The organism is Streptomyces sp. CB02366 (genome assembly GCF_001905905.1).
Classification (GTDB): Bacteria; Actinomycetota; Actinomycetes; order Streptomycetales; family Streptomycetaceae; genus Streptomyces.
In genome coordinates, this window is sequence record NZ_LIVT01000006.1 from 316,662 (window position 1) to 337,825 (window position 21,164).

A 21,164-nucleotide genomic window follows, 5' to 3' on the forward strand; every position below is an offset into this window, starting at 1 on the left:
GTCCTGCGCGGCCACCCGGGAGACCCGGGGGAAACGCGGCGGGACGTGGCGCAGCTTGGTAGCGCACTTGACTGGGGGTCAAGGGGTCGCAGGTTCAAATCCTGTCGTCCCGACTCGAGAGAGTCGCAGATCAGGGCCGGTTTCGGAGCAATCCGAAACCGGCCCTTGACCATTTTTGGGGACCGGTGGGGGCCGGTCGGGGATGAGCTGGAGGTCCGGCGTCCTTGACCGGGTCTGCGGCTCAGCGGGTCATGACGGTGGGGCTCGGCGGTGAGCGGGGTGCGCGCAGCAGGTTGAAGTGGGCCGGGAGCGCTGCCCCGGCGGCCGTGATCCTGTGGACGTCGGGGTGCAGGTAGTGCTGGGTGGTGGTCAGTGGACCATGACCGGTGATCCTGCGGCTGTCATTACCTGCCGGGTGGTCCGCCGGGCGGTCTCCCGGCCGGGACAGGAGGCGGGACGGGTCAGCGTGGGGGCGTCCTCTCCCATCGCCTCGTCAGGAGCCGAGCTTCTGCAGGTGGCCGGCGGTTCAGCAGTCGGCGAAGTTCCAGAACATGCCCACCCCGGTGCCCGAGACGACGATCAGGCCGTAGTCCTCCGAGTGCATACTCGGCGGGCTGTACGGCCGGCCCGATGATGTGAAGTCGAGCGTGCCGGTCACGTCGCCGGGCTTGTCGACGTTGGTGGGGAAACGGGCGGAGTCCCCGGAGCGCCGGAGGAGCATGTGCGCCATCGCCTTCGACTCCGCCTCGCTTTCGGCCAAGCGACTCAAGGCCGGACAGGGTGCAGCCGTCGTCCGTGAGGGCCGGGGGGGGGGGCAGGTTCTCGGGGCTGCCCCGATCGATCTCCTGGAGGCGGCTTGCGATGTACTCCGGCGGGTGGACGGCCAAGGGGTGGGTGGGGGGCGTCTCGTGCTCCGGGTTCTGAGCCGCGTCATCGAGACCGGTCCATCCGTGGGGCCCGGAGCCCGTGCCATCGGAGCGAGGACGTCGAGGACCCTGTTCTCGGGGCGACGCGGGCCCGCGATGTCGTACGGGCCCGCGTCCTCGTACGGGTACGCGTCCTCGTGCAAGCGGGGTACTGCTGCTTCCCGCACCCCCGGCGCACTGGTGGCTCCGGAAGACAGAGGTGTCGCCGAACATCGGCGTGGCGTGGGGCCGGGCCGCCTGACCACTGGTCACACGGGCGCCGCGTGACGCTCACCCTTACCGCGGCCGAGCCCCGGCGCGCCCGTCTCTTCCTCGCCAGGCGGGTGGTGGGCGTCGCGTCGAGGCGGCGGGCGGAGTCGGCGGGTCCCGGTGAACACCCGGTGAGAACTCACCGCACACGTTGCCGCTTGGTGAAGAACGAAAGGACACACCGGATCGCCCCATCGTTTCCGGGACTTGCGAAGGATAGGTGTGCAGGCCATGAGATTCGTGGCGCACCCTTTACTGCCGCTATACCTTCACCGGACGGCCATCTGTCTGGTCTTCAACTTCCGTGGGATCGCTCGTTCTTGGGCGGGGCGTCGGCGGAGACGGCGCATGACGGCTGTCCGAAAAAAGATGCGCCGACTTTCCGCCATTCGAGACGGAGTGCATCTTGTTCTCGCCGCCCGGAACGGTCCGTATCGAGCGATCGTTCCTTGCCCCACTGGCCGCACACGGCGTCCCACCTGCGCCGAAACGCTTCTGCCCGACGTTTTCCACCACCCGGGCGCGAGCGACGTGACAGGTGTATATCAGTCCTTCGCCGAGACGCTGTTGAACACGTAAACGCCACCGGTCACACTGAGGACCGGAGCCGCCGCGGGCACGGGCAGTGCCTGATTCGTCAGCTCCAGGGTCTACTGCACGCCGATATCCGCCGTTCCCTCTACGCCCATGCGGGGTATTACACGTGTGCCCTCTTCCTGGAAAGCGATGACGTGACCCGAGAACCACGGTCGGCCCCTGCCGGGAACCGGCCCTGGGGATATCTCCCCGACCCGTAAGGGGAATGGGCCGGCCTACGGGGCCGGCCCACGGAGCGGGTGGCGTGGCTCCGGTGCCACGACGGAGCGAGGACGACATATCCGGGACGGTCTTGTGGAGTGGGATACGGAGCCGGCCGCGTCCGGGCCGACGATGACACGGGCGCCGCGGGCATACCGGCGGACGACGGGCGCCGAGGGGCGCTTCTTCCGATGTCCGGGAACCCTCGCACGTTCCTGACCGGGTGAGCCGCCGGGCCGCGTCGCGCCCTCCGGCCCCCGGGTCGGGCGGCCATTCCGTCGAGGTCCACCGGCGCGCCTCTCCCGGCGCACCACCCGTTCTCATCGAACGCGGACCGGTGCGGTCTCCGTGCAGTCCCCGTATTTCTCTGCGAAAGGAAAGCAGCGTCATGGCTGTGGGAATCCACCACTTGAGGACGTTCCTCATGGCGGTCGACGAAGGCAGCATCTCGAAGGCGGCGGCCCGTCTGTACGAGGCCCAGTCCGCGGTGTCGCGCAGACTCGCGGAGTTGGAGCGCCACGTGAAGCAGACCCTGTTGGAACGCTCCGCGGAGGGGGTGCAGCCCACCGTGGCGGGAAAGATGTTCTGCGCCAAGGCGGATGCCGCCGTCACCGCCTTCGACGACGCCATGCACGTGGACCTGCACCGGGTGCGGGCCCTGCGGGTGGGGCACGCCTGGTCGGCGATCGGCGTGTACACCAGCGAGATACTGCGCCAGTGGAAGGAGGCGAACCCGGAGGTCCTGGTACGCCTGAAGCGGGTCGACGACCCGGCGGGCGGGCTCACCACCGGCCAGTCGGACGTGGCGATCATGCGCACGCACACCGGGCGGCGCAGTCTGCACGAGGAGTTGCTCGTCATGGAGCCCCGGGTCGTCGCGGTGCCCTCGCACTGCCCGCTGATCGATCTGGACGAGGTGTCGCTGCGTGACCTGGCCGACTACCCGCTGGTGATCAACTCCTTCTCCGGAACCACCAACCTCGACCTGTGGGAGAAGGGCGGGCAGCCCGTGGTGGCGGTGGAGGTGGACACGATCGACGACTGGCAGAGCTACATCGCCGCCGGTGTCGGGATCGGCGTGACCCCGGCCTCCACCGCCTGGATGCACCCGCATGCCGAGATCAGCTACCTCCCCCTGCGGGACGCGCCCGCGGTGCCGGTGTACCTGGTCTGGGCTTCCAACAATCGCCATCCGGCGCTGAGCTCCTTCATCCAGTTGGCGCGGGACGTGGTCGCGGAGGGAACCGAGTAGGCCTGTGCGCGCGCCGCCCCGCCGCCCCCGCGAACGGGTGCGGCGGGTGCGGGCCGCGGCCGGTCAGGCCCGCGACTTCGCCGGCTCCGCCTGCGGGGCGGCCTCCGACGCGGCCTCCGGTTCGTTGCTGATGGCTCCGACGTGCCGCAGGACGACGGCGGACAGGATCGACAGGACCACCGTGCACACCGCGGCCACGACCATGGCCGTGTTCATGCCGGAGGTGGCGGCCTCCTTGGCGAGGTCGAGCCAGCCGGCGGGCATCTGCTGGGCCGAGGAGACGGCGCCGGCGAGGCTGTCGCCCGCGGCGTCGGCCACGTCCGCCGGCGTGCCGGCGGGGATCTCGTCGTCGATCCGGCTGCGGTAGATCGCGGTCGCCAGGCTGCCCAGGATCGCCACGCCCAGCGCGAGGCCCAGTTCCTGCACGGTCTCCGACATCGCCGAGGCCGAGCCCGCCTTCTCCGGCGGCGCCGCCCCGACCACCAGGTCCGTACCCAGGGCCGCGATCGCCCCGAGCCCGAGGTAGACGAGGCCGAACCCGACGACCATCAGGGCGATGCCGCCCGAGGAACCCACCAGGGCGAGCAGGACGTATCCGACCGTGGACAGCATCAGGGTGGCCGCCACCACGAGGCCCGGCGGCACCCGCCGCGCGACCAGGGGCGAGCCGATCGCGGCCAGGAACATCAACAAGGCGGGCGGGCCCATCCACAGCCCGGCCTCGACCGGCTGCAGCCCCTCCACGAACTGGAGCTGCTGGGTGATCAGCAGCATCGAGCCGCCGACGCCGACGAGACCGACGAGCAGCACGCTCAGCGCGGAGCTGAACGTCCGGTCGGCGAAGAGGCGCACATCCAGCAGCGGGCTCTCCAGCTTGCCCTGCCTGCGGACGAACAGCACCGCGAAGACCACGCCGATCACCGCGGCGGCGATCATCGGCAGATCGAAGCCGTCCTTGGCGAAGCGCTTCACCGCGTAGACCACCGGCAGGATCGCCAGCAGCGACAGCGCCACGCTGGTCAGGTCGAACCTGCCGCTCTGCGGCGCCGAGTACTCGGGGATCAGGAGCGGCGCGGACACCAGCAGCACGATCGCGACCGGCACCGCCAGGAGGAACACCGAACCCCACCAGAAGTGGTCCAGCATCACTCCGCCGACCACCGGGCCGAGCGCCATGCCGAGCGCGAAGCTCGTGGCCCAGACACCGATCGCCAGGGAGCGCTGCCGCTGGTCGGAGAACATATTGCTGATCAGAGCCAGGGTGGACGGCATCAGCGTGGCGCCGGCGACCCCGAGGGCCGCTCGCGCGGCGATGAGCATGTCGGCACTGGTGGCGTAGGCCGCCAGCACCGAGACGATCCCGAAGGCCGCCGCCCCGATCATCAACAGCCGACGGCGGCCGATCCGGTCACCCAGCGTGCCCATGGTGAGCAGGAAGCCGGCGATCAGGAACCCGTAGGCGTCCATGATCCACAGCTCTTGGGTACCGGACGGGCGCAGGTCCTCTGCCAGCGAGGGAAGGGTCAGGTACAGCACGGTGACGTCGAGGCCCAGTAGCACGGTGGGCAACGAAAGGACGGCCAGCCCTCCCCACTCCCGGGCTCCCGCTCTGCCTGTGGTCGTTGTGCTCATGGCACTCCCTGCCTTTTTCTCGGATCGTCGACATGCGATCGCCACTGTGCCGCCCCTCGCGCACGGTTTCCTGAGGGTCGTTCGGCGATAGACTGCGGCCATGCGTTACGGGGTGCTCGGTCCGCTGGCCGTCTGGGACGCCGAGGGGCGGCCGGTCAGGGTTCCCGAAGCGAAGGTGCGTGCCCTGCTGGCGAACCTGCTCGTCCACCAGGGCGGGCCGGTGCCGGCGGACCGCCTCATCGAGGACCTGTGGGCGAGCAACCCGCCGGGCGGGTCGGCCAACACCCTGCAGACCAAGGTCTCCCAGCTGCGGCGGGTGCTGGGCCGGGAGCGGGTGGTCCGCGAGCCCGCCGGCTACCGGCTGCTGCTCGCGGACGCCGTGGTCGACGCGCTGAGGTTCCAGGAGCTCGCCGACCGCGCCCGCGCCCACCGGGAGCCGGCGGTGAAGGCGGATCTGTTCGCGGACGCGCTCGCCCTGTGGCGGGGCCCGGCCTACGCGGACGTGGCCGAGTCCCTGTTCGCCCGCAGTGAGATCGCACGGTTGGAGGAGCTGCGCCTGGCCGTCGTCGAGGACCACGCCGACGTCCGGCTGACCCTGGGCGAGCACACGGCGCTCGCGGCGGAACTGGGGGCCGTGGTGGCACGGCACCCGCTGCGCGAGCGGCTGCGCATGGCCCACATGCGCGCCCTGTACCGCTCCGGGCGGCAGGGCGACGCGCTGCAGAGCTTCCAGGAGCTGCGCCGGGAGCTGGCCGAGGAGCTGGGCGCCTCGCCCGGTCCGGATGCCGCCGCGCTGCACGAGGCGATCCTGCGCCAGGAGCCGGAGCTGGCCACCCCGGCGATCGGGTCGCGGTCGTGCCGGACGAACCTGCCCGCTCCGCTGACCCCGCTGATCGGCCGGCGTGAGGCGGCCGCACAGGTGCTGTCCCGGCTGGACCCCGGCGCGAGCATCCGTCTCGTCACCCTCACCGGCCTCGGCGGGGTGGGCAAGACGCGGCTGGCGATCGCTGCGGCGGGTGACGCGGCCGACCGGTACGCCGACGGGGTGTGGCTGGTCGAGCTGGCCGGCCTGGGCGCCGCGTCCGACCCGGACGACATCGCCGAACGCGTCATCACGACGCTGGGCCTGTGCGACACGGCCGCGACCGAACCGGACCTGGACGACCTGGTGGGCTGGCTGTGCCAGGCGGTGGCCGACAAGCGGCTGCTGATCCTGCTGGACAACTGCGAGCACCTCGTCGAGCCGGTGGCGGTGCTCGCCAAGTCCCTGCTGTCGGCCGTGCCGGCGGCCCATCTCCTGCTCACCAGCCAGGAAGCCCTGGACATCCCCGGGGAGGTGGTGCACCCGGTGCCGCCGCTGGCGCTGCCGGAGCACACCGATCCGCGGGCGGTCGCCCGGTCCAGCGCCGTCGAGCTGTTCGTGCAGCGAGCCGCCGCGGCGGCGCCCGGCTTCGTCCTGGACGCGGACAACGCGGAGGCCGTCGCCACCATCTGCCGCCGCCTCGACGGGATTCCGCTCGCCCTCGAACTGGTCGCGTCCCGGCTGCGGACGCTGAGCCCGCGGGAGCTCGCCGCTCGGCTGGACGACCGGTTCGCCCGGCCCGACGTACGGGTGCGCGGGCTCCCGGACCGTCAGCAGACGCTGCGGGGCATGCTCGACTGGAGCTGGCAGCTGCTGCCGCCGGACGAGCGCACCGTGCTGCGCCGCCTGGTCGTGCACGCCGACGGCTGCGTCATGTCCTCCGCCCAGGCGGTCTGCGCCGACGGGGAGCTGCCCGCCGAGCGGATCCCCGACCTGCTCGCCCGGCTGGTGGACCGCTCGCTGGTGGTCCGTGAGGGCGACCGGTTCCGGCTGCTCGAATCGGTGGCCGCCTACTGCGCCGAGCGGCTGGCGGAGGCGGAGGAGGAGAGCGCCGTACGCGCGCGCTTCGTGCGGTACTGCACCGAGTCGGCCGAGCGGGAGAGCGAGCGGCTGCGCGGCCCGGACCAGCGGTGCTCCCTGGAACGCCTCAACGCGGAGACCGTCAATCTGCGCCGTGCGCTGGACCTCGCGGTCGCCCAGGGCCCCGCCGGGTGCGCGGTGCGGCTGGTGAACGCGCTTGCCTGGTACTGGTTCCTGCGCGGACGGTTCCCCGAGGCCCGCAGGTCGCTGCGGGCGGCGTTGACGGCCGACGCCGGCGCCGAGACGGCCGCGCGCGTGACGGCACGGGTCTGGCTGGCCGGAGTCGAGCTGCGCACCTCGCAGGCCGACGCCGTGCCCGGCCCGGCGGGCGAGGACCCCACCGCCGGGATCGAGGACCCGGTGCTGAAGGCCCGGCTCCAGTGGTTCGTCGGCACCGGACTGACCGGCCGCGGCCACCACCGCGAGGGGCTGCGGCTGGTGGAGGCCAGCCTGGCCGGCGCCCGCGCCGCCCGGGACCGCTGGGGTCAGGCCGCGGCGCTGGTGGAGCTGGCGAGCCACGCCCCGGACCGGGACGGGTCGGCGGAGCTGGGCGCCGCGCTGTTCCGCGAGGTCGACGACCGCTGGGGTCAGCTCCGGGCCACCCGGGCCCTGGCGCTCGCGGCCGAACGCGAGGGCGACCGCGTACGGACCGAACGGCTGCACCGCGAGGGGCTCCTGATGGCGGAGGAGCTCGGCCTGTGGACCGAGGTCGTCGAGACGCTGACCTTCCTCGGCCGGGCCGCGCTGACGAGCGGCTTCACCGAGCGGGCGACGGAGCTGTACGAGCGCGCGCTGTCCGTGTCGGCCGAACGCGCCTACCACCGGGGCGAGATCCGTGCCGAGATCGGCCTCGGGCACGCCGCGCGGCTCCGCGGCGACCGGGAGGCCGCCACGTCCCACCTGAACCGGGCCCTGGCCAAGAGCCAGTCCTCGGAACACGCCACGCACACCGCGGCGGCGCTGGCGGAACTGGACCTCCTCACCCGGGCGTGACCGAACCCGCCGGGGGCGAGGCCGGCGCGTCTTCCGGGGGCGGGAGGGCCCCGTGCTCCGGCGGTCCGTCCCGCTCCGGCGGCGCGCGTCAAAGCGCGGGCGCATTCGTTCGTGCTCCCTACTCGAATACGCCCTACTCGATTACGCAGTAGCCGCACCGACCCCTCCACCCTAGCCTGATTCGAGCCGTTATTTATTCGCGTACGAATGGCAGGCGAAGGAGTGGCTTTCCGTGGGGATAGCAGCTGAATTAGGGGCCCTCGGATTAACCGGCTACCAGCGCGACATCTGGGCGGCCGAAGCAAGGACACCGGGGAACTGCCAATTCAACGTACTGGTCCACGAGCGGCTGTCGGGAGCCGTGGACCGGGAGCTGCTCGGCGCCTGCCTGGCCCGTGCGGTGCGGGAGCACGACGCCTTCCGGCTGCGGTTCGGCGAGGACGACGAAGGCGTCCCCCGGGTCCGGCGGATCACGGAGGAGCCGGACGCCGGGGCGCCGCCCTTCGAGCACATCGACCTCTCCGGTGGGCCGGACCCCGCCGGGGCCGTGCGGATCTGGTGCGAGCAGGAGCTGGGCCGGCCGCTGGACCTCGGGGGCGGCCCGCTGTTCCGGGCCGCCGTGGTCGACGAGGGGCCACAGGCCGTCCACCTGGTGCTGACCTCGCACCACATCGTGACCGATGCCTGGGCCCTGAACGCGCTGACCCTGCGGATTCTCTCCGACTACCGCTCGCGCCTGTCCGGGGAAAACTTTCCGGCCGCCGATGAAAAAGCAGCCGAGCCGGCAGGACGGACCGGATCCGCCTCGTACTGGGATTCCATCCGGAAAGGCGATTCCGCCTTCGGAGAGACGGATCGCGAGAATGACCGCGCGTTCTACCGAGAATATCTGACGGGCGTGGAGCCCGCTCTCTTCACACGTTCCGGCGCAACCCGGCCCGGCCGCGGTCGGCACTCCTTCCCGGTCGGCGAGGAGCTGGTGGGGCGCATCCTCGACGCGGGCGCGTCCCCCTTCCCCTACCTGCTCTCGGCGTTCGCGGTGTGCCTGGGGCGTATCCACCAGGCCGACGAGGTCGTGTTCGGGGTGCCCTTCCTCAACCGCCGCACCGAGGGCGAACGCTCGATCGTGGGCCAGTTCGCCAACAATCTGCCGGTGCGCATCCCGGTGGCGGAGGACCTGCCGCTGGTCGAACTCGCCGAGCGGGTCCGCCGACAGATCGACCGGCTCAGACAGCACGAGCGGCTGCCCTACGGCGACATCCTCCGCGAGGCCCCCGTACAGGGCGCCGACGGCCGCCGACTGTTCGACGTCACCGCTTCTTACCTGCGCTTCCCCCGCCCGCAGGGGATCCCGGGAGTGGAGCGGACCACCACGATCATGGCCCCGGTCCACGCCGCCGACGCGCTCTCCGTCATGGTGCAGGCGTTCGACGACGAGCCGGGCCTGCGCGTCGACCTGGACTACGCCGACGACGTGTTCGACGGGCACCTCACGGCCGCGGCCCTCGCCGGGCACGTCGGGGAACTCCTCCGCCGCGGACTGGACTCCCGGGAGCTGCCGCTCGCGGAGCTGCCCATGCTGACCGATGACGAGTACGAGGACGTCGTCCGCCGCCGCCAAGGCGCTCTCGCCCCCTACCCGCGTGAGAAGACGCTCCACCAGCTGTTCGCCGAACAGGCGGTGCGCACCCCCGATCTGACGGCCGTGGTGGACGGCGCCTCCGGCGCCACCCTGACCTTCGCCGAGCTGGACCGCAGGTCCAGCCAGGTGGCGCGGGTGCTGCGCGAGCGGGGCGCCGGCCCCGGCGACCGGGTGGCGATCCTCGCGGAGCGCGGCCCGGAGCTGCTGCCCGGCCTGCTCGGCATCCTCAAGGCGGGCGCCGCCTACGTACCCGTCGATCCCGGCTACCCGCCCTCCCGCGTCCGGCTGCTCCTGGAGGACTGCGGGGCGAAGCTGGTCCTGCGCGGTGCGCACGCGGTCGAGGACCTGCCCACCGGCGCCCCGGTGCTCCGGATATCCGAGCTGTACCGGGGCTCCAGCCGGCCCCTCGGGCGCGGCGCGGGCCCCAAGGACGTCGCGTACACCATCTACACCTCCGGCTCCACCGGGCGTCCCAAGGGCGTGATGGTCGAGCACCACGCGGTGGGCAACAGGCTGACGTGGATGCAGCGCCGCTACCCCATCGGTCCGGGCGACACGCTCCTGCAGAAGACGCCCATCTCCTTCGACGTCTCGGTGTGGGAGCTGCTGTGGTGGGCCGTCCAGGGCGCTCGGGTGGTGCTGCTGCCCCCGGGAGCGGAGAAGGACCCGGAGCGGATCGCGCGCACGATACGCGACCACCGGGTGAGCGTGGTCCACTTCGTGCCCTCGATGCTCGGCCCGTTCCTGGACCTGCTGGAGGACCACCCGGAACAGGCCGCCGGGGCCGGTTCGCTGCGCTTCGTCTTCTGCAGCGGGGAGGCCCTGCCCCCCGAGCGGGTCGCCCAGTTCAACCGGATCTTCGACGGCGGTGAGGGGCCCCGCCTGGTCAACCTCTACGGCCCCACCGAGGCCGCGGTCGACGTGACCTACTTCGACTGCCCGCCCGCGTCCGAGGGCCCCGTCACACGGGTGCCCATCGGACGCCCCGTGGAGAACACCACGCTCTACGTGCTCGACCGGCACGGCCGCCCGCAGCCGGTCGGCGTTCCCGGCGAGCTGCACATCGGCGGCGTCCAGGTCGCCCGCGGCTACCTCGGCCGGCCCGAACTCACCGCCGAGCGCTTCGTCGAGGACCCCTTCGTCCCCGGCGGCCGCCTCTACCGGACCGGGGACCTGGCCCGGCTGCTGAACGACGGCAATCTGGAGTACCTCGGCCGGAACGACGACCAGGTGAAGATCCGCGGCAACCGGGTCGAGCTGGGCGAGGTGCAGAACGCGCTGGTCGCCCTGGACGCGATCCGCGACGCCGTGGTCGTCGACCACCGGCCCGGCGGCGGCCGGGGCCCGGTCCTCGTCGCCTACTGCACGGCCGACCGGGACCTCGACCCGGGCCTCCTGAGGTCGGCCCTCGGGAGCGTTCTGCCCGCCTACATGATCCCGTCGTCCTTCGAACGCCTCGACAGCCTCCCGCTCACGCCCAACGGCAAGGTGGACCGCAGGGCCCTTCCCGCCCCGTCCGCCGACGCGGCCGAGGCCGCGGACAGCGCGCCGAGCACCCGCCGTGAGTCGGTGCTCGCCGGGATCTGGGCCCAGGTGCTCGGCGTCGACCGGGTCGGCGTCCACACGGACTACTTCGTGATCGGCGGCGACTCGATCAGCATGCTCCGGGTGCGGGCGCTCGCCGAGAAGGCGGGCATCCGGTTCACCACCGACGACTTCGTGCGCAACCCCACCGTGGCGGGGCTGGCCGCGTGCGCCCAGGACGCCGGTACCGCCGTCCCGGCCGGGGCCCCGGCCCCGGCCCCGTTCGCCCTGGTCTCCCCGGTGGACCGGGCCCGCCTGGAGACGTACGAGGACGCCTACCCGATCACCCGCCTCCAGCTCGGCCTGCTGTTCCACAGCCGGGAGAAGGAGGACTCCGCGACGTACAAGGACGTCTTCCGCTACAGCCTGGCCATGCCGTGGCGGGAGCGGGAGTTCCGGACGGCCTTCGACCGGCTCGTCGCACGCCATCCGGTGCTGCGGTCGTCGTTCGCCCTGGCCGGTCATGCCGAGCCGCTCCAGATCGTCCGCTCCTCCGCCGAGGGCGGGTTGAGCGTCCGCGATCTGAGGGAGGCCCCGACCGCGGACGCCGAGGCGGCCATCGACGAGCACATCACCGCCCGGCGCCGGTACGACTACCGGTTCGACCGCGCGCCGCTGTACCACTTCCGGGCGTTCGCCCTGCCCGACACGGTGGAGCTGGTCCTCAGCTTCCACCACGCCATCCTCGACGGCGGCAGCGTCGCCAACCTCGTCTCCGAACTCCTCCAGGACTACGGCCACCTGCTGGGACTGGACCTGGAGCCGGTGCCGGACACCGCGCCGCCCTCGGCCGCGCTGCACGTCGCCCAGGAGCGCGCGGCCATCGACGACAAGGCGGGCCGCGCCTACTGGCGGAACCTGCTGACCGACGCGACGCAGCCCCACCTGGAGAGCTTCCGTCCGCACGAGGAGCCGGGGACGGAGGAGCGCGTGGAGTGCGACCTGCGGCTGCCCGCCGATCTCGTCGACACCCTGCGCGCCACCGCCGGTGACCGGCGGGCGCCGGTCAAATCGGTCCTGTTCGCGGCGCACGTCCTGATGCTGCGGGCCTTCTCCGGCGAACGTGACGTCATGACCGGTCTGGTGACCCACAGCCGGCCGGACGCCGAGGGAGCGGAGCGCACCTGCGGCCTCTTCCTCAACACCCTGCCCGTGCGGGTGGACGTGGAGCAGGCCACCTGGTTCGACGTCGTGGCGCGCGCCCTGGACCGGGAGCGGGAGAGCTACCCCCACCGGCGGGTGCCGCTGGCGGTCATCCAGGAGGACCTCGGCCGGACGTCGCTGATCGACACCCTGTTCAACTTCATCCACTTCCGCCAGCTCGGAGAGGTCTTCCGGACCCCCGGGATCGCCAGCCGCGGCTTCGCGGTCCGGGAGGAGACGAACTTCTCCCTGGTCGTCAACGCCATGGTCGACCCGGTGGACGAGGGCATCCGGCTCCGTCTCGACTTCTCGGGGCAGTCGTTCACCCCCGCGCAGGCGCGGCTGTACACCGACACGTACGTGCGCATCCTGCGCAGGCTCGCCGAGGAGCCGGACGGCGCCGTGGAGTTCGGCTTCCTCGCTCCGGCGCCGGAGCCGCCGCGGACCGGGCGGCAGCCGGTCAACGCGGTCCGCGCCTTCGAGGAGCGGGCACGCCGTGCCCCCGGGGCACAGGCCGTGGTCTCCGAGGACCTGACGTGGACGTACGAGGAGCTGGACCGGGTCGCCGCCCGGTTCGCCACGGGTCTGCTGGAGTCGGGAGTGCGCCCGGGCGACCGCGTCGGCCTCGCCATGGGCCGGGCGGCCGGGACCGTCGCCGCGTTCCTGGGCACCGCGAAGGCGGGGTGCTCGGCGATGCCGCTGGACACCGCCTATCCGGTGGACCGGCTGCGCGCCATGATCGAGCAGGGCCGCCCTGCCCGCGTGGTCGTGGACGCGGAGCACCGGGGCCTCGTGGAGGCCCTGGAGACCCCCGTACCCGTCCTCCCGTACGAGGAGCTGGCCGCCACCGGGCACGCCGTCGAGCTGCCGGAGATCTCCGAGGACGACGAGGTCTACCTGCTGTTCACCTCGGGCTCGACGGGCCGCCCCAAGGGGGTCGCCGCGCCGCACCGGTCCCTGTCCAACCTGGTGGCCTGGCAGAACGGGATCGCCAGCACCGCCGAGGGCGCTCGCACGGCGCAGTACGCGCCGCTCAGCTTCGACGTCTCCTTCCAGGAGCTGTACGCCACGCTGGCAGGCGGCGGGACCCTGGTCGTCGTCACGGAGGCGCTGCGGCGCGACATGCCCGGTCTGCTGCGGCTGCTCGACCGGGAGCGCGTCGAGCGCATGCACCTGCCGTACGTGGCCCTCCAGCAGTTGGCGGAGGCGTCGGTGACGCTCGGTCTGGTGCCGCGGAGCCTGCGGGTGCTGTGCTCGTCGGGCGAGCAGTTCCGGACGACGGACGAGATCCGCCGGTTCTGCGCCTCGCTCGGCGGCGTGGTGCTCGACAACCATTACGGTCCCACCGAGACGCACGCCGCGGCCTTCCACGGGATGACCGGCGATCCCGCCGCGTTCCCCGCGCTGCCCCCGGTGGGGCAGCCCATCCACGGGGCCCGGCTGCTGGTCCTGGACGAGGAGATGCGCCGGGCGCCCGTCGGGAGCCGAGGTGAGATCTACATCGGCGGCGCCGGCCTGGCCGACGGGTACGCGGACCGGCCCGACCTGACCGAGGAGCGGTTCCTGCCCGCCCCGGACGGCGACGGGCTGGTCTACCGCACCGGGGACGTCGGCATGGTCCTGCCCGGCGGGGACGTGGTCTGCCTGGGCCGCGCCGACCGGCAGGTCAAGATCCGCGGCTACCGGGTCGAACCCGCGGAGATCGAACTGGTCGCCGCCGGGGCGGCGGCGGGCGGTCCCGACGCGATCACCGACATCGCCGTGATCGCCCGGCGCGACGAGGCGGGCGACACCTCCCTGGTCGCCTTCCTGGTCGGCGACGCCGAGCGCGCGGACCTGGACGAGCTGCGACGCCACCTGCGTGCGAAGCTGCCGGACTACATGGTGCCCGCCCACTTCGTCTGGCTGCCCGCCATCCCGCTCACCCCGAACGGCAAGCGCGACGAGGCCGCGCTCCAGCAGGTGCGGCCGCTCCGCACCGGGCCGGCCGGCCGGGTCGCCCCCCGGGACGACCACGAGCGGGTGCTGGCCGGGATGCTGGCCGACCTGCTGCACCTGCCGGACGTGGGGGTGCACGACAACCTGTTCGACCTCGGCGCCACGTCGATCACGGCGATGCGTCTGGTCGTCCTCATGGAGGAGAGGTTCGGCACCGCGATCCCCCTGTCGGACTTCATCGTGGCGCCGACCGTGGCCGAACTGGCCGAACGGCTCCGCTCGGCGGGCAGCGCGACCGCCGGCTTCGACCCGCTGGTGGCGATCCGGCCGGAGGGCGCCCGGCCGCCGCTGTTCTTCGCGCACCCCATGGGCGGCAACGTGCTCTGCTACGTACCGTTCGCCAAACAACTCCCCCCGGACCAGCCCTTCTACGCCTTCCAGGCCGCCGGGGCGGACGTCGGCACGGAGCCGGTGCGCGGCCTGGAACAGCTCGCGTCCGACTACATCGCGGCGATGCGCCGGGTCCAGCCGTCCGGCCCCTACCACCTCGGCGGCTGGTCCTTCGGCGGGTTCGTCGCCTTCGAGATGGCCCGCCAGCTGCACGCCGCCGGGGAGAGCGTCGCCTCCCTGGTCCTCCTGGACACGACGGCGCTCAACCCCGGCCGGCGGCCCTGGACCGACGACGAGGCCCTGCTCGGCTGGTTCTTCTGGGAACTGCTCTGGCTCCAGCACGGCAGCGCCACCGCCGGCGACCTCCTGCCGCCCGGACTGGCCACGCTGGACGAGAAGTTCGCGTTCATGACCCGGCTGGCCATCGACGAGGGCGTGCTGCCCGCGGGCAGCGGCGACGCCGTGGTGCGGAGGCTGTTCAAGGTGTACGAGGCGAACTGGCGCTCCGCCTTCGACTACCGGCCCGGGGTCGTGGACTACGACGTGGTCCTCCTCCGGGCCCGCGATCCGCTGCCGGGCGTGCTGCTGGAGATGCACACCGCCATCGACAGCATGCACGCGGACGAGACCAACGGGTGGCGGGAGCGCACCTCCGGCCGCCTCACCGTGATCGACACCGAGGGCGACCACCTCACGATCATGGAGGAACCACGCGTGGCCGACGTCGTCGGCCCGGTACTCAGGGCCATGGGACTCCTCACGGGCGAAAGCGGGCAGCACTGACATGAGCAGCACACGAACAGCCATCGTCGTCGGCGCCGGGATCGGCGGACTGACCACGGCCATCGCACTGCGGCGCGTCGGCTTCGAGGTGGAGGTGTTCGAGCGCGCGCCGGAGATGCGGGCGGCCGGCTTCGGGCTCTCCGTGATGAGCAACGCCACGGCGGCGCTCGCCACCCTGGACATCGACCTCGGCCTGGAGAAGCGCGGCCGGGTCATGGAGACCTACCACGTCAAGGACTGGAAGGGCAGGCTGATACGGGAGTTCCCGTTCCCCGAGATCACCCGGCGCATCGGCGTCCCGTGCGTCTGCATCAGCCGGTCCGACCTGCTCGCCGCGCTCCTGGACCAGACGGCGGACATCCCGATCCGGCTGAACGCCGCCGCCGACCGGTTCGAGGTGGAGGGCGAACGGGCGCGGGTGCGCTTCACCGACGGCCGGGAGGCGGAGGCCGACCTCCTGGTGGGCGCCGACGGGTTCAACTCGGCCGTGCGGCGCCAGCTGACCGGACCGGACGAACCCGTGCACGACAGCGGGTACATCGCGTGGCTCGGGATCACCGAGTACAGCCACCCCCGGTTCGCCCCCGGCTCCGTGGTCCACCTGTGGGGCGACGGGATGCGGTTCGGCCTGGTCGACATCGGCCGGGGCCGGCTCTACTGGTGGGGCACGAAGAACATGCGGTTCGAGGAGTCCAGCACCTGGGACGGCGGCAAGGCGGGGGTCCTCGACGCTTACTCCGGCTGGCCGGACGAGGTCCGGGAGGCGATCCGGGTGACCCCGGCGGAGGACCTGCTGACGCTGAACACCCGGGACCGGGCGTTCCTCCAGCCCTGGGGCACGGGGCCGGTGACCCTGCTGGGGGACGCCGCCCACCCCATGCTCACCAGCCTCGGCCAGGGCTCCGCCATGGCGATGGAGGACGCCGCGGTCCTGGCCCAGCACCTGCGGCACGCCCCGGACGTGCCCCGGGGGCTGCGCGGCTACGAGTCGGCGCGGTACGAACGCACCCGGACGATGGTGGAGGCCACCCGCGCCATCAGCGAGTTCGAGCAGTCGCAGGGCCCGGTACGCCGCCGGGTCCGGGACGGCTACTTCCGGTGGATGCCCCACCGGAAACTGGTGGGCAAGCTCGAACCGGCGCTGACCTTCCCGGGCGCCGGCCTTCCCGCGGGCGCCGGCGGGGAGGCGGGCCGATGAGCCGGAACACGGTACGCGGACCGCGCGGCGGGAGCGTCCCGCCGCACGGCGTGGTCGTCGTCACGGGCGCCTCCTCGGGGCTGGGCCGCGAGTGCGCCCTGGAGCTGGAGCACCGGGGCTTCCAGGTGCTCGCGGGGGTCCGCCGGGAGGAGGACGGCGAGAAGCTGCTCACCGAGTCGCAGCACGGCAGGCTCCGCTACGCCGTCATCGACATCACCGACGACGCCTCCGTACGGGCCTCGGCCGAACTCGTCGAACACCGCTACGGCGGGCTGCGGGGCCTGGTGAACAACGCCGGGATCTGCGTGCCGGGCCCGCTGGAGTGCATCGACGGCGACCAGTTCCGCCGGCAGCTCGACGTCAACGTGGTCGGGCACCTCGCGATGATCCGGGCTCATCTCCCGCTGCTGCGCCGGTCGAACGGCCGGATCGTCAACGTCACCTCCGGCCTCGGCAAGGCCGCGGTCCCCTTCCTCGGGGCCTACTCCGCCGCCCAGTTCGCCAAGGAAGCGCTCAGCGACGCCCTGCGGCGCGAGCTGGGGCCCACCGGCGTACGCGTCTCGGTGGTGGCGCCCGGAGCCATTCTCACGCCGATCTGGAGCAAGGTGTCGCAGGCGGGCGAACGGGCGCTGGCCGATGCCGCCCCCTCGGTCGCCGATCTCTACCGGTCCGCCCTCCAGGGGTTCCTGGAGGGCAACGCGCAGCAGGCGATGGCGAGCAGGACCACCCCGGAGGACTTCGCCCGCACGGTCCTGCGCGCCCTGACCGACGTACGTCCCCGGGCGCGCTACCGGGTGGGGACCGACGCCCGCCGGATGGCCCGGATGGCACGGCTGCTCCCCGACCCGCTGCTCGACCGCCGGTTCCGGGCGATCACCGCCCTGGTGGGCACGCCCGGCGGCAGCGACGCGGGCCGGTAACCGCGGCGGAGCCGGGGCGACTGCGTGTTCGCGTAGTACCGGGCGGACACGCCTGTACGCGCCCCGCGCCCCTGGCTAGCGTACGCAGCGTCACACGTCACGGAAGAAAAGTCCGGCCGGATTTCCGCACGGCCGGCGAACCCGCCGGAACGGCCCCGTGAAAACGCCTGGCCCATTCACGCTCTGGGGAGAAGGAATGGTTACGGAGCGAGATTTCAAGGATTTCATGGCCGATGTCTGCACCCCGGTGGCGGTGGTCACGGCGATGGCGGACGGGCTGCCCCACGGCACGACCGTCGGCTCGCTCACCTCGCTGTCGCTGCGGCCGCCCATGGTGACCGTCGCGCTGGAACAGCGCTCCCGGCTGCTGCCGAAGATCCTGCGGTCCGAGCGGTTCGGCGTGAACCTGCTCGGGGCCGGACAGGCGGACGTGGCCGGGGCGTTCGCCTCCTCGGCCGCCGACCGGTTCGACCGGGCCGACTGGTGCCCGGACGACGGCCTCCCGCGTCTGCGCCAGGCCCCGGGGTGGCTCGTGTGCGAGCTCCAGCGGCACGTCCCCGGCGGGGACCACCTGCTGCTGCTCGGCCTGGTGACCCGGGTCTCCGGAGTCCGGGGCGCAGCCCCGCTCGTCTACGGCCGCCGGACGTTCGGCACGCATTCCGCGGCAGCACCGACGCGTACCCGTTCCCTCACCGACCACATCGCGGCATTCGCCCACTGAGACGGAGATTTCCATGGCCGACACCCGGACCGAGAACGAACTCCCTTCCTCGGAATCGTCCGAGCTGCTCCGCACCGCGAGGGAACTCGTCCCGCTTCTCGCCCGCAACGCCGAGCAGGGGGAGCGCGACCGTCGGCTGACCGATGAATCCGTAAAATCCCTCACCGCCGGCGGCATGTTCCGGCTGGCCGTGCCGAAGCGGTACGGCGGCCACGAGGTGTCCCTGCGCACCCTGGCCGACGTGTCCGCGACCCTCGCCGAGGGGGACGGCAGCGCTTCGTGGGTGGTCGCGGTCGGCAGCTCGCTGGCCTGGGTCACCAGCCTCTTCCCGGAGCAGGCCCAGGACGAGGTGTTCGGGGCCGACCCCGACACCCGGATCTCCGGCGTGCTGACGCCCAGCGCGACCGCCGAGCGGGTCGACGGCGGCTACCGGGTCTCCGGCCGCTGGCACTACGCCTCGGGCTCCTGGCACGCCGGCTGGTCCTTGATCGGCTTCCCGGTCCCGGACTCCACCGGGCGGATCGTCGACCAGGGCATGGCCCTGATCCCCGCCGCCGACTACACGGTGGAGGACACCTGGTTCGTCGCCGGGATGCGCGCCACCGGCAGCAACTGCCTGGTGGCCCAGGACATCTTCGTACCGGACCACCGGGTGGTGTCGGTGCCGAAGGCGATGGCCGGCGACTACCCGGTGCAGCGGTCGGGCGGACCCCACCCCCGCTCCGCCTTCGTGCAGTTCCTCACCGCCGCCCCCCTGGCGGCCACCCAGCTCGGCCTGGGCCGTGCGGCGCTGGAGCTGGTCAGGAGCAAGTCCGCCGAGAAGGCCGTCACGTTCACCTACTTCGAGAAGCAGCGCGACTCGACGGCCTTCCAGCTGCGGGTCGCCGAGGCGGCGCAGAAGATCGACACCGCTCACCTCCACGTCCACCGCGCCACCGCCGACATCGACGGCGCGGCGCGGCGCGGCGAGGCCCTGGACCCGCTCCGGCGCATCCAGGCGCGGGCGGACCTCAGCGGGGCGATCGGGCACGTCACCGAGGCGATCGACATCCTGCTGACCGCGCACGGCGCGGCCAGCTTCGCCGACACCAACCCGCTTCAGCGGATCTGGCGGGACTCGGCCGTGAGCGCCCGGCACGCCATCCTCCAGCCCTCGATGATCAAGGAAATGTACGGCAAGGCCCTGCTGGGCGTGGAAGAGCAGATCTCTCCGCTGGTCTGACGCGGACAGCCCGCCGAGCGGAACACCTCGTGAAGGAGTCGGACATGGCCGCACGCACGTACGGAACGAAAGAGGCGAACTGGCAGCAGTTCGCGGACACCCGCATCTACATCGGCGACCTGGCCGACGACGGCGTCCCGAAGTCGATGGGGGCGGGCTTCGCCTGCCTGCATCCCGGCGACGTCATGGAATGGGTGCCCAGCTACGACGAGTTCATCGTCGTGCTGACCGGCCGGTTCGCCGTGGACTTCGAAGGCGGCTCGGTGAGCGCCGGCCCGCACGAGATGGTATGGGTGGAGCAGGGCGAGCCCGTCGCCTTCCGGGCCGACGGCGAGAAGGTCCTGATCGCCTTCGGCACCAACCCGCCCTGGCAGACCACCCCGGAGACCCGGGCGAGCGCGGGCATGTTCCGGCCGCTCTCCGCGTCGCCGGTCGACTGACCGGGGGACGCCCGTGTCCACGACCTCCGGGGCGGTCTGGCGGGAACTGAGCCCGCTGGAGCGCTGGTACTGGATAGCCGACCAGATCTCACCGCTGAACGTCGTCGGACGGGTCCGCCTGCACGGGCCCGTCTCCCGCGCCTCGCTGCGCACCGCCCTGGACGGACTCCAGGCCCGCCACCCCCTGCTGCGGGCGGCGGTCGAGGCCGACCCGACGGGCCGGCGCCCCCGCTTCGTCGCGGTGGACGACCGTCCCGTCCCGCTCGACCACCGGACCCTCGGCTCGCCGGAGGCCGTGGCGGACGGCTGGCGGCGCGTGGTGGACGAGGAACTCGTCAACGGCCGCATCGACCCGCGGGCCGGCCCGCTCGCCACGGCCGTCGTCCTCAGCGGCCCCGGGCCGGACGGCGAGGTGCACGACCTGATCCTGAGCCTGCTGCACGTCGTCGCGGACGGGACCACGCTCGTCTCGCTGCTGCGGCAGTGGGCGGAACTGGCCGTCGGCGGCACCGTGGAACCGCGTACGGCGCTGCCCCCGGCCGAGGAGATGTTCCCGCCCGAGCACCGCGGTGCCGCGGGGCGGGTACGGGCGAAGGCGAAGGCCGACCGCGACGAGGGCGACCTCGAACGGCTGCGCCCCCGCCGGGTGGACGCGGACCGGCCGGTGCCCTTCGAGGAGCGCCGCACCCGGTTCCTCCACCGGTCGTTGGAGGGCCCGGTGCTGGACCGGCTGGCCCGCGCCTGCCGGGCCCGCGGGGTCACCGTTCACGGGGTGCTCGCCGCCGCCATGGTGCGGGCGCTCGCCGTGGACGCCGGGGCCGACGAGGGCGCCTGGTACTCGATCGGCTCCCCGGTCGACTTCCGGGGCGACCTCGAACCCGCGGTGGGCCCCGACGACGTGGGCAGTTACGTGGCGACGATCCCCACCCTCGTCGAGCACCGGGCGGCCCGCCCGCTGTGGGAGACGGCCCGGGAGATCAGCGCCGACCTCAAGGCGCGCAAGGCGCGGGGCGAGCAGTTCTCCATGATCAACGGAATCGGCGCGGCCGGGCCGCGGAACCTGGCCGAGAGCCTGCCGTTCGTGCGGCACCTGGACGAGAAGGGGCCGATCAACTTCTGCCTCTCCAACATCGGCAGGTTCCCGTTCCCGGACACCATCGGACCGCTGCGGGCGTCCGGCGCCCAGTTCATCGCCTCGCTCTCGGTGGTGGGCGCGTTCGTCGCCACCGTCAACTCCACCCACCACCAGCTCGCCTGGAACTTCACCTACGCCCAGGGGATCGTCCGGGACGACCGCGCGAAGCGGCTCGCCGACAGCTGTGTGGAGCTCGTCCTCGCCCTCGTACCAGCGGGCGACTGAAGCCCGTCACGAACCGCAAGGGAGCACCTTC

General features: G+C 72.6%; 11 protein-coding genes and 1 tRNA gene. 10 read left to right on the top strand and 2 right to left on the bottom strand.

Going from position 1 to position 21,164, the window contains the following annotated elements:
- The first annotated feature begins 39 nt into the window (after positions 1–39).
- A tRNA-Pro gene (locus AMK24_RS20435) sits at positions 40–113 on the top strand.
- Positions 114–526: 413 nt separating this feature from the next.
- On the opposite strand, the gene AMK24_RS34800 is transcribed toward AMK24_RS20435, so the two are convergent.
- Positions 527–769, bottom strand: coding sequence for a hypothetical protein (locus AMK24_RS34800; RefSeq protein ID WP_242435198.1), 243 nt, complete (start codon positions 767–769; stop codon positions 527–529).
- Positions 770–2,361: 1,592 nt separating this feature from the next.
- Between AMK24_RS34800 and AMK24_RS20450 the strand changes: the two genes are divergently transcribed.
- Positions 2,362–3,225 carry a LysR family transcriptional regulator gene (locus tag AMK24_RS20450; protein ID WP_073770242.1) on the top strand — a complete coding sequence of 288 codons (864 nt, stop codon included), beginning with the start codon at positions 2,362–2,364 and terminating at the stop codon, positions 3,223–3,225.
- A 63-nt stretch (positions 3,226–3,288) separates the two neighbouring features.
- On the opposite strand, the gene AMK24_RS20455 is transcribed toward AMK24_RS20450, so the two are convergent.
- Positions 3,289–4,857, bottom strand: coding sequence for an MFS transporter (locus AMK24_RS20455; protein WP_079190559.1), 1,569 nt, complete (start codon positions 4,855–4,857; stop codon positions 3,289–3,291).
- 100 nt (positions 4,858–4,957) lie between these two features.
- On the opposite strand from AMK24_RS20455, the gene AMK24_RS35210 reads away from it, so the two are divergent.
- The 8 genes from AMK24_RS35210 to AMK24_RS33235 all read left to right on the top strand — a co-directional run bounded on the left by AMK24_RS35210 (position 4,958) and on the right by AMK24_RS33235 (position 21,133).
- Entirely contained in the window at positions 4,958–7,792 is a 2,835-nt protein-coding gene (locus AMK24_RS35210; protein WP_073770243.1) for a BTAD domain-containing putative transcriptional regulator, read from the top strand.
- A 232-nt stretch (positions 7,793–8,024) separates the two neighbouring features.
- Positions 8,025–15,272: a non-ribosomal peptide synthetase gene (locus AMK24_RS20465; protein WP_242435199.1), complete on the top strand. Its 7,248-nt coding sequence runs from the start codon at positions 8,025–8,027 to the stop codon at positions 15,270–15,272.
- A 1-nt stretch (position 15,273) separates the two neighbouring features.
- Entirely contained in the window at positions 15,274–16,470 is a 1,197-nt protein-coding gene (locus tag AMK24_RS20470; RefSeq protein WP_073770244.1) for an FAD-dependent monooxygenase, read from the top strand.
- Entirely contained in the window at positions 16,467–17,390 is a 924-nt protein-coding gene (locus tag AMK24_RS20475; protein ID WP_073770245.1) for an SDR family oxidoreductase, read from the top strand. Before AMK24_RS20470 ends, AMK24_RS20475 begins: the two co-directional genes overlap by 4 nt.
- Before the next feature lie 226 nt (positions 17,391–17,616).
- Positions 17,617–18,111, top strand: a complete 495-nt coding sequence (locus AMK24_RS20480) for a flavin reductase family protein (protein WP_079190560.1) — start codon at positions 17,617–17,619, stop codon at positions 18,109–18,111.
- A 13-nt stretch (positions 18,112–18,124) separates the two neighbouring features.
- Positions 18,125–19,333: an acyl-CoA dehydrogenase family protein gene (locus tag AMK24_RS20485; RefSeq protein ID WP_073770247.1), complete on the top strand. Its 1,209-nt coding sequence runs from the start codon at positions 18,125–18,127 to the stop codon at positions 19,331–19,333.
- 44 nt (positions 19,334–19,377) lie between these two features.
- Positions 19,378–19,773: a hypothetical protein gene (locus tag AMK24_RS20490; RefSeq protein ID WP_143203720.1), complete on the top strand. Its 396-nt coding sequence runs from the start codon at positions 19,378–19,380 to the stop codon at positions 19,771–19,773.
- A gap of 13 nt (positions 19,774–19,786) precedes the next feature.
- A complete protein-coding gene (locus tag AMK24_RS33235; RefSeq protein WP_073770249.1) occupies positions 19,787–21,133 on the top strand; it encodes a phthiocerol/phthiodiolone dimycocerosyl transferase family protein in 1,347 nt (448 codons plus the stop codon).
- Positions 21,134–21,164: the final 31 nt, after the last annotated feature.

Coding starts and splice junctions, on each gene's coding strand:
- AMK24_RS20450 (WP_073770242.1), top strand. CDS start 2,362: ATGGCTGTGGGAATCCACCACTTGAGGACGTTCCTCATGGCGGTCGAC.
- AMK24_RS20490 (WP_143203720.1), top strand. CDS start 19,378: ATGGCCGCACGCACGTACGGAACGAAAGAGGCGAACTGGCAGCAGTTC.
- AMK24_RS20485 (WP_073770247.1), top strand. CDS start 18,125: ATGGCCGACACCCGGACCGAGAACGAACTCCCTTCCTCGGAATCGTCC.
- AMK24_RS35210 (WP_073770243.1), top strand. CDS start 4,958: ATGCGTTACGGGGTGCTCGGTCCGCTGGCCGTCTGGGACGCCGAGGGG.
- AMK24_RS20475 (WP_073770245.1), top strand. CDS start 16,467: ATGAGCCGGAACACGGTACGCGGACCGCGCGGCGGGAGCGTCCCGCCG.
- AMK24_RS20470 (WP_073770244.1), top strand. CDS start 15,274: ATGAGCAGCACACGAACAGCCATCGTCGTCGGCGCCGGGATCGGCGGA.
- AMK24_RS20480 (WP_079190560.1), top strand. CDS start 17,617: ATGGCCGATGTCTGCACCCCGGTGGCGGTGGTCACGGCGATGGCGGAC.
- AMK24_RS20455 (WP_079190559.1), bottom strand. CDS start 4,857: ATGAGCACAACGACCACAGGCAGAGCGGGAGCCCGGGAGTGGGGAGGG.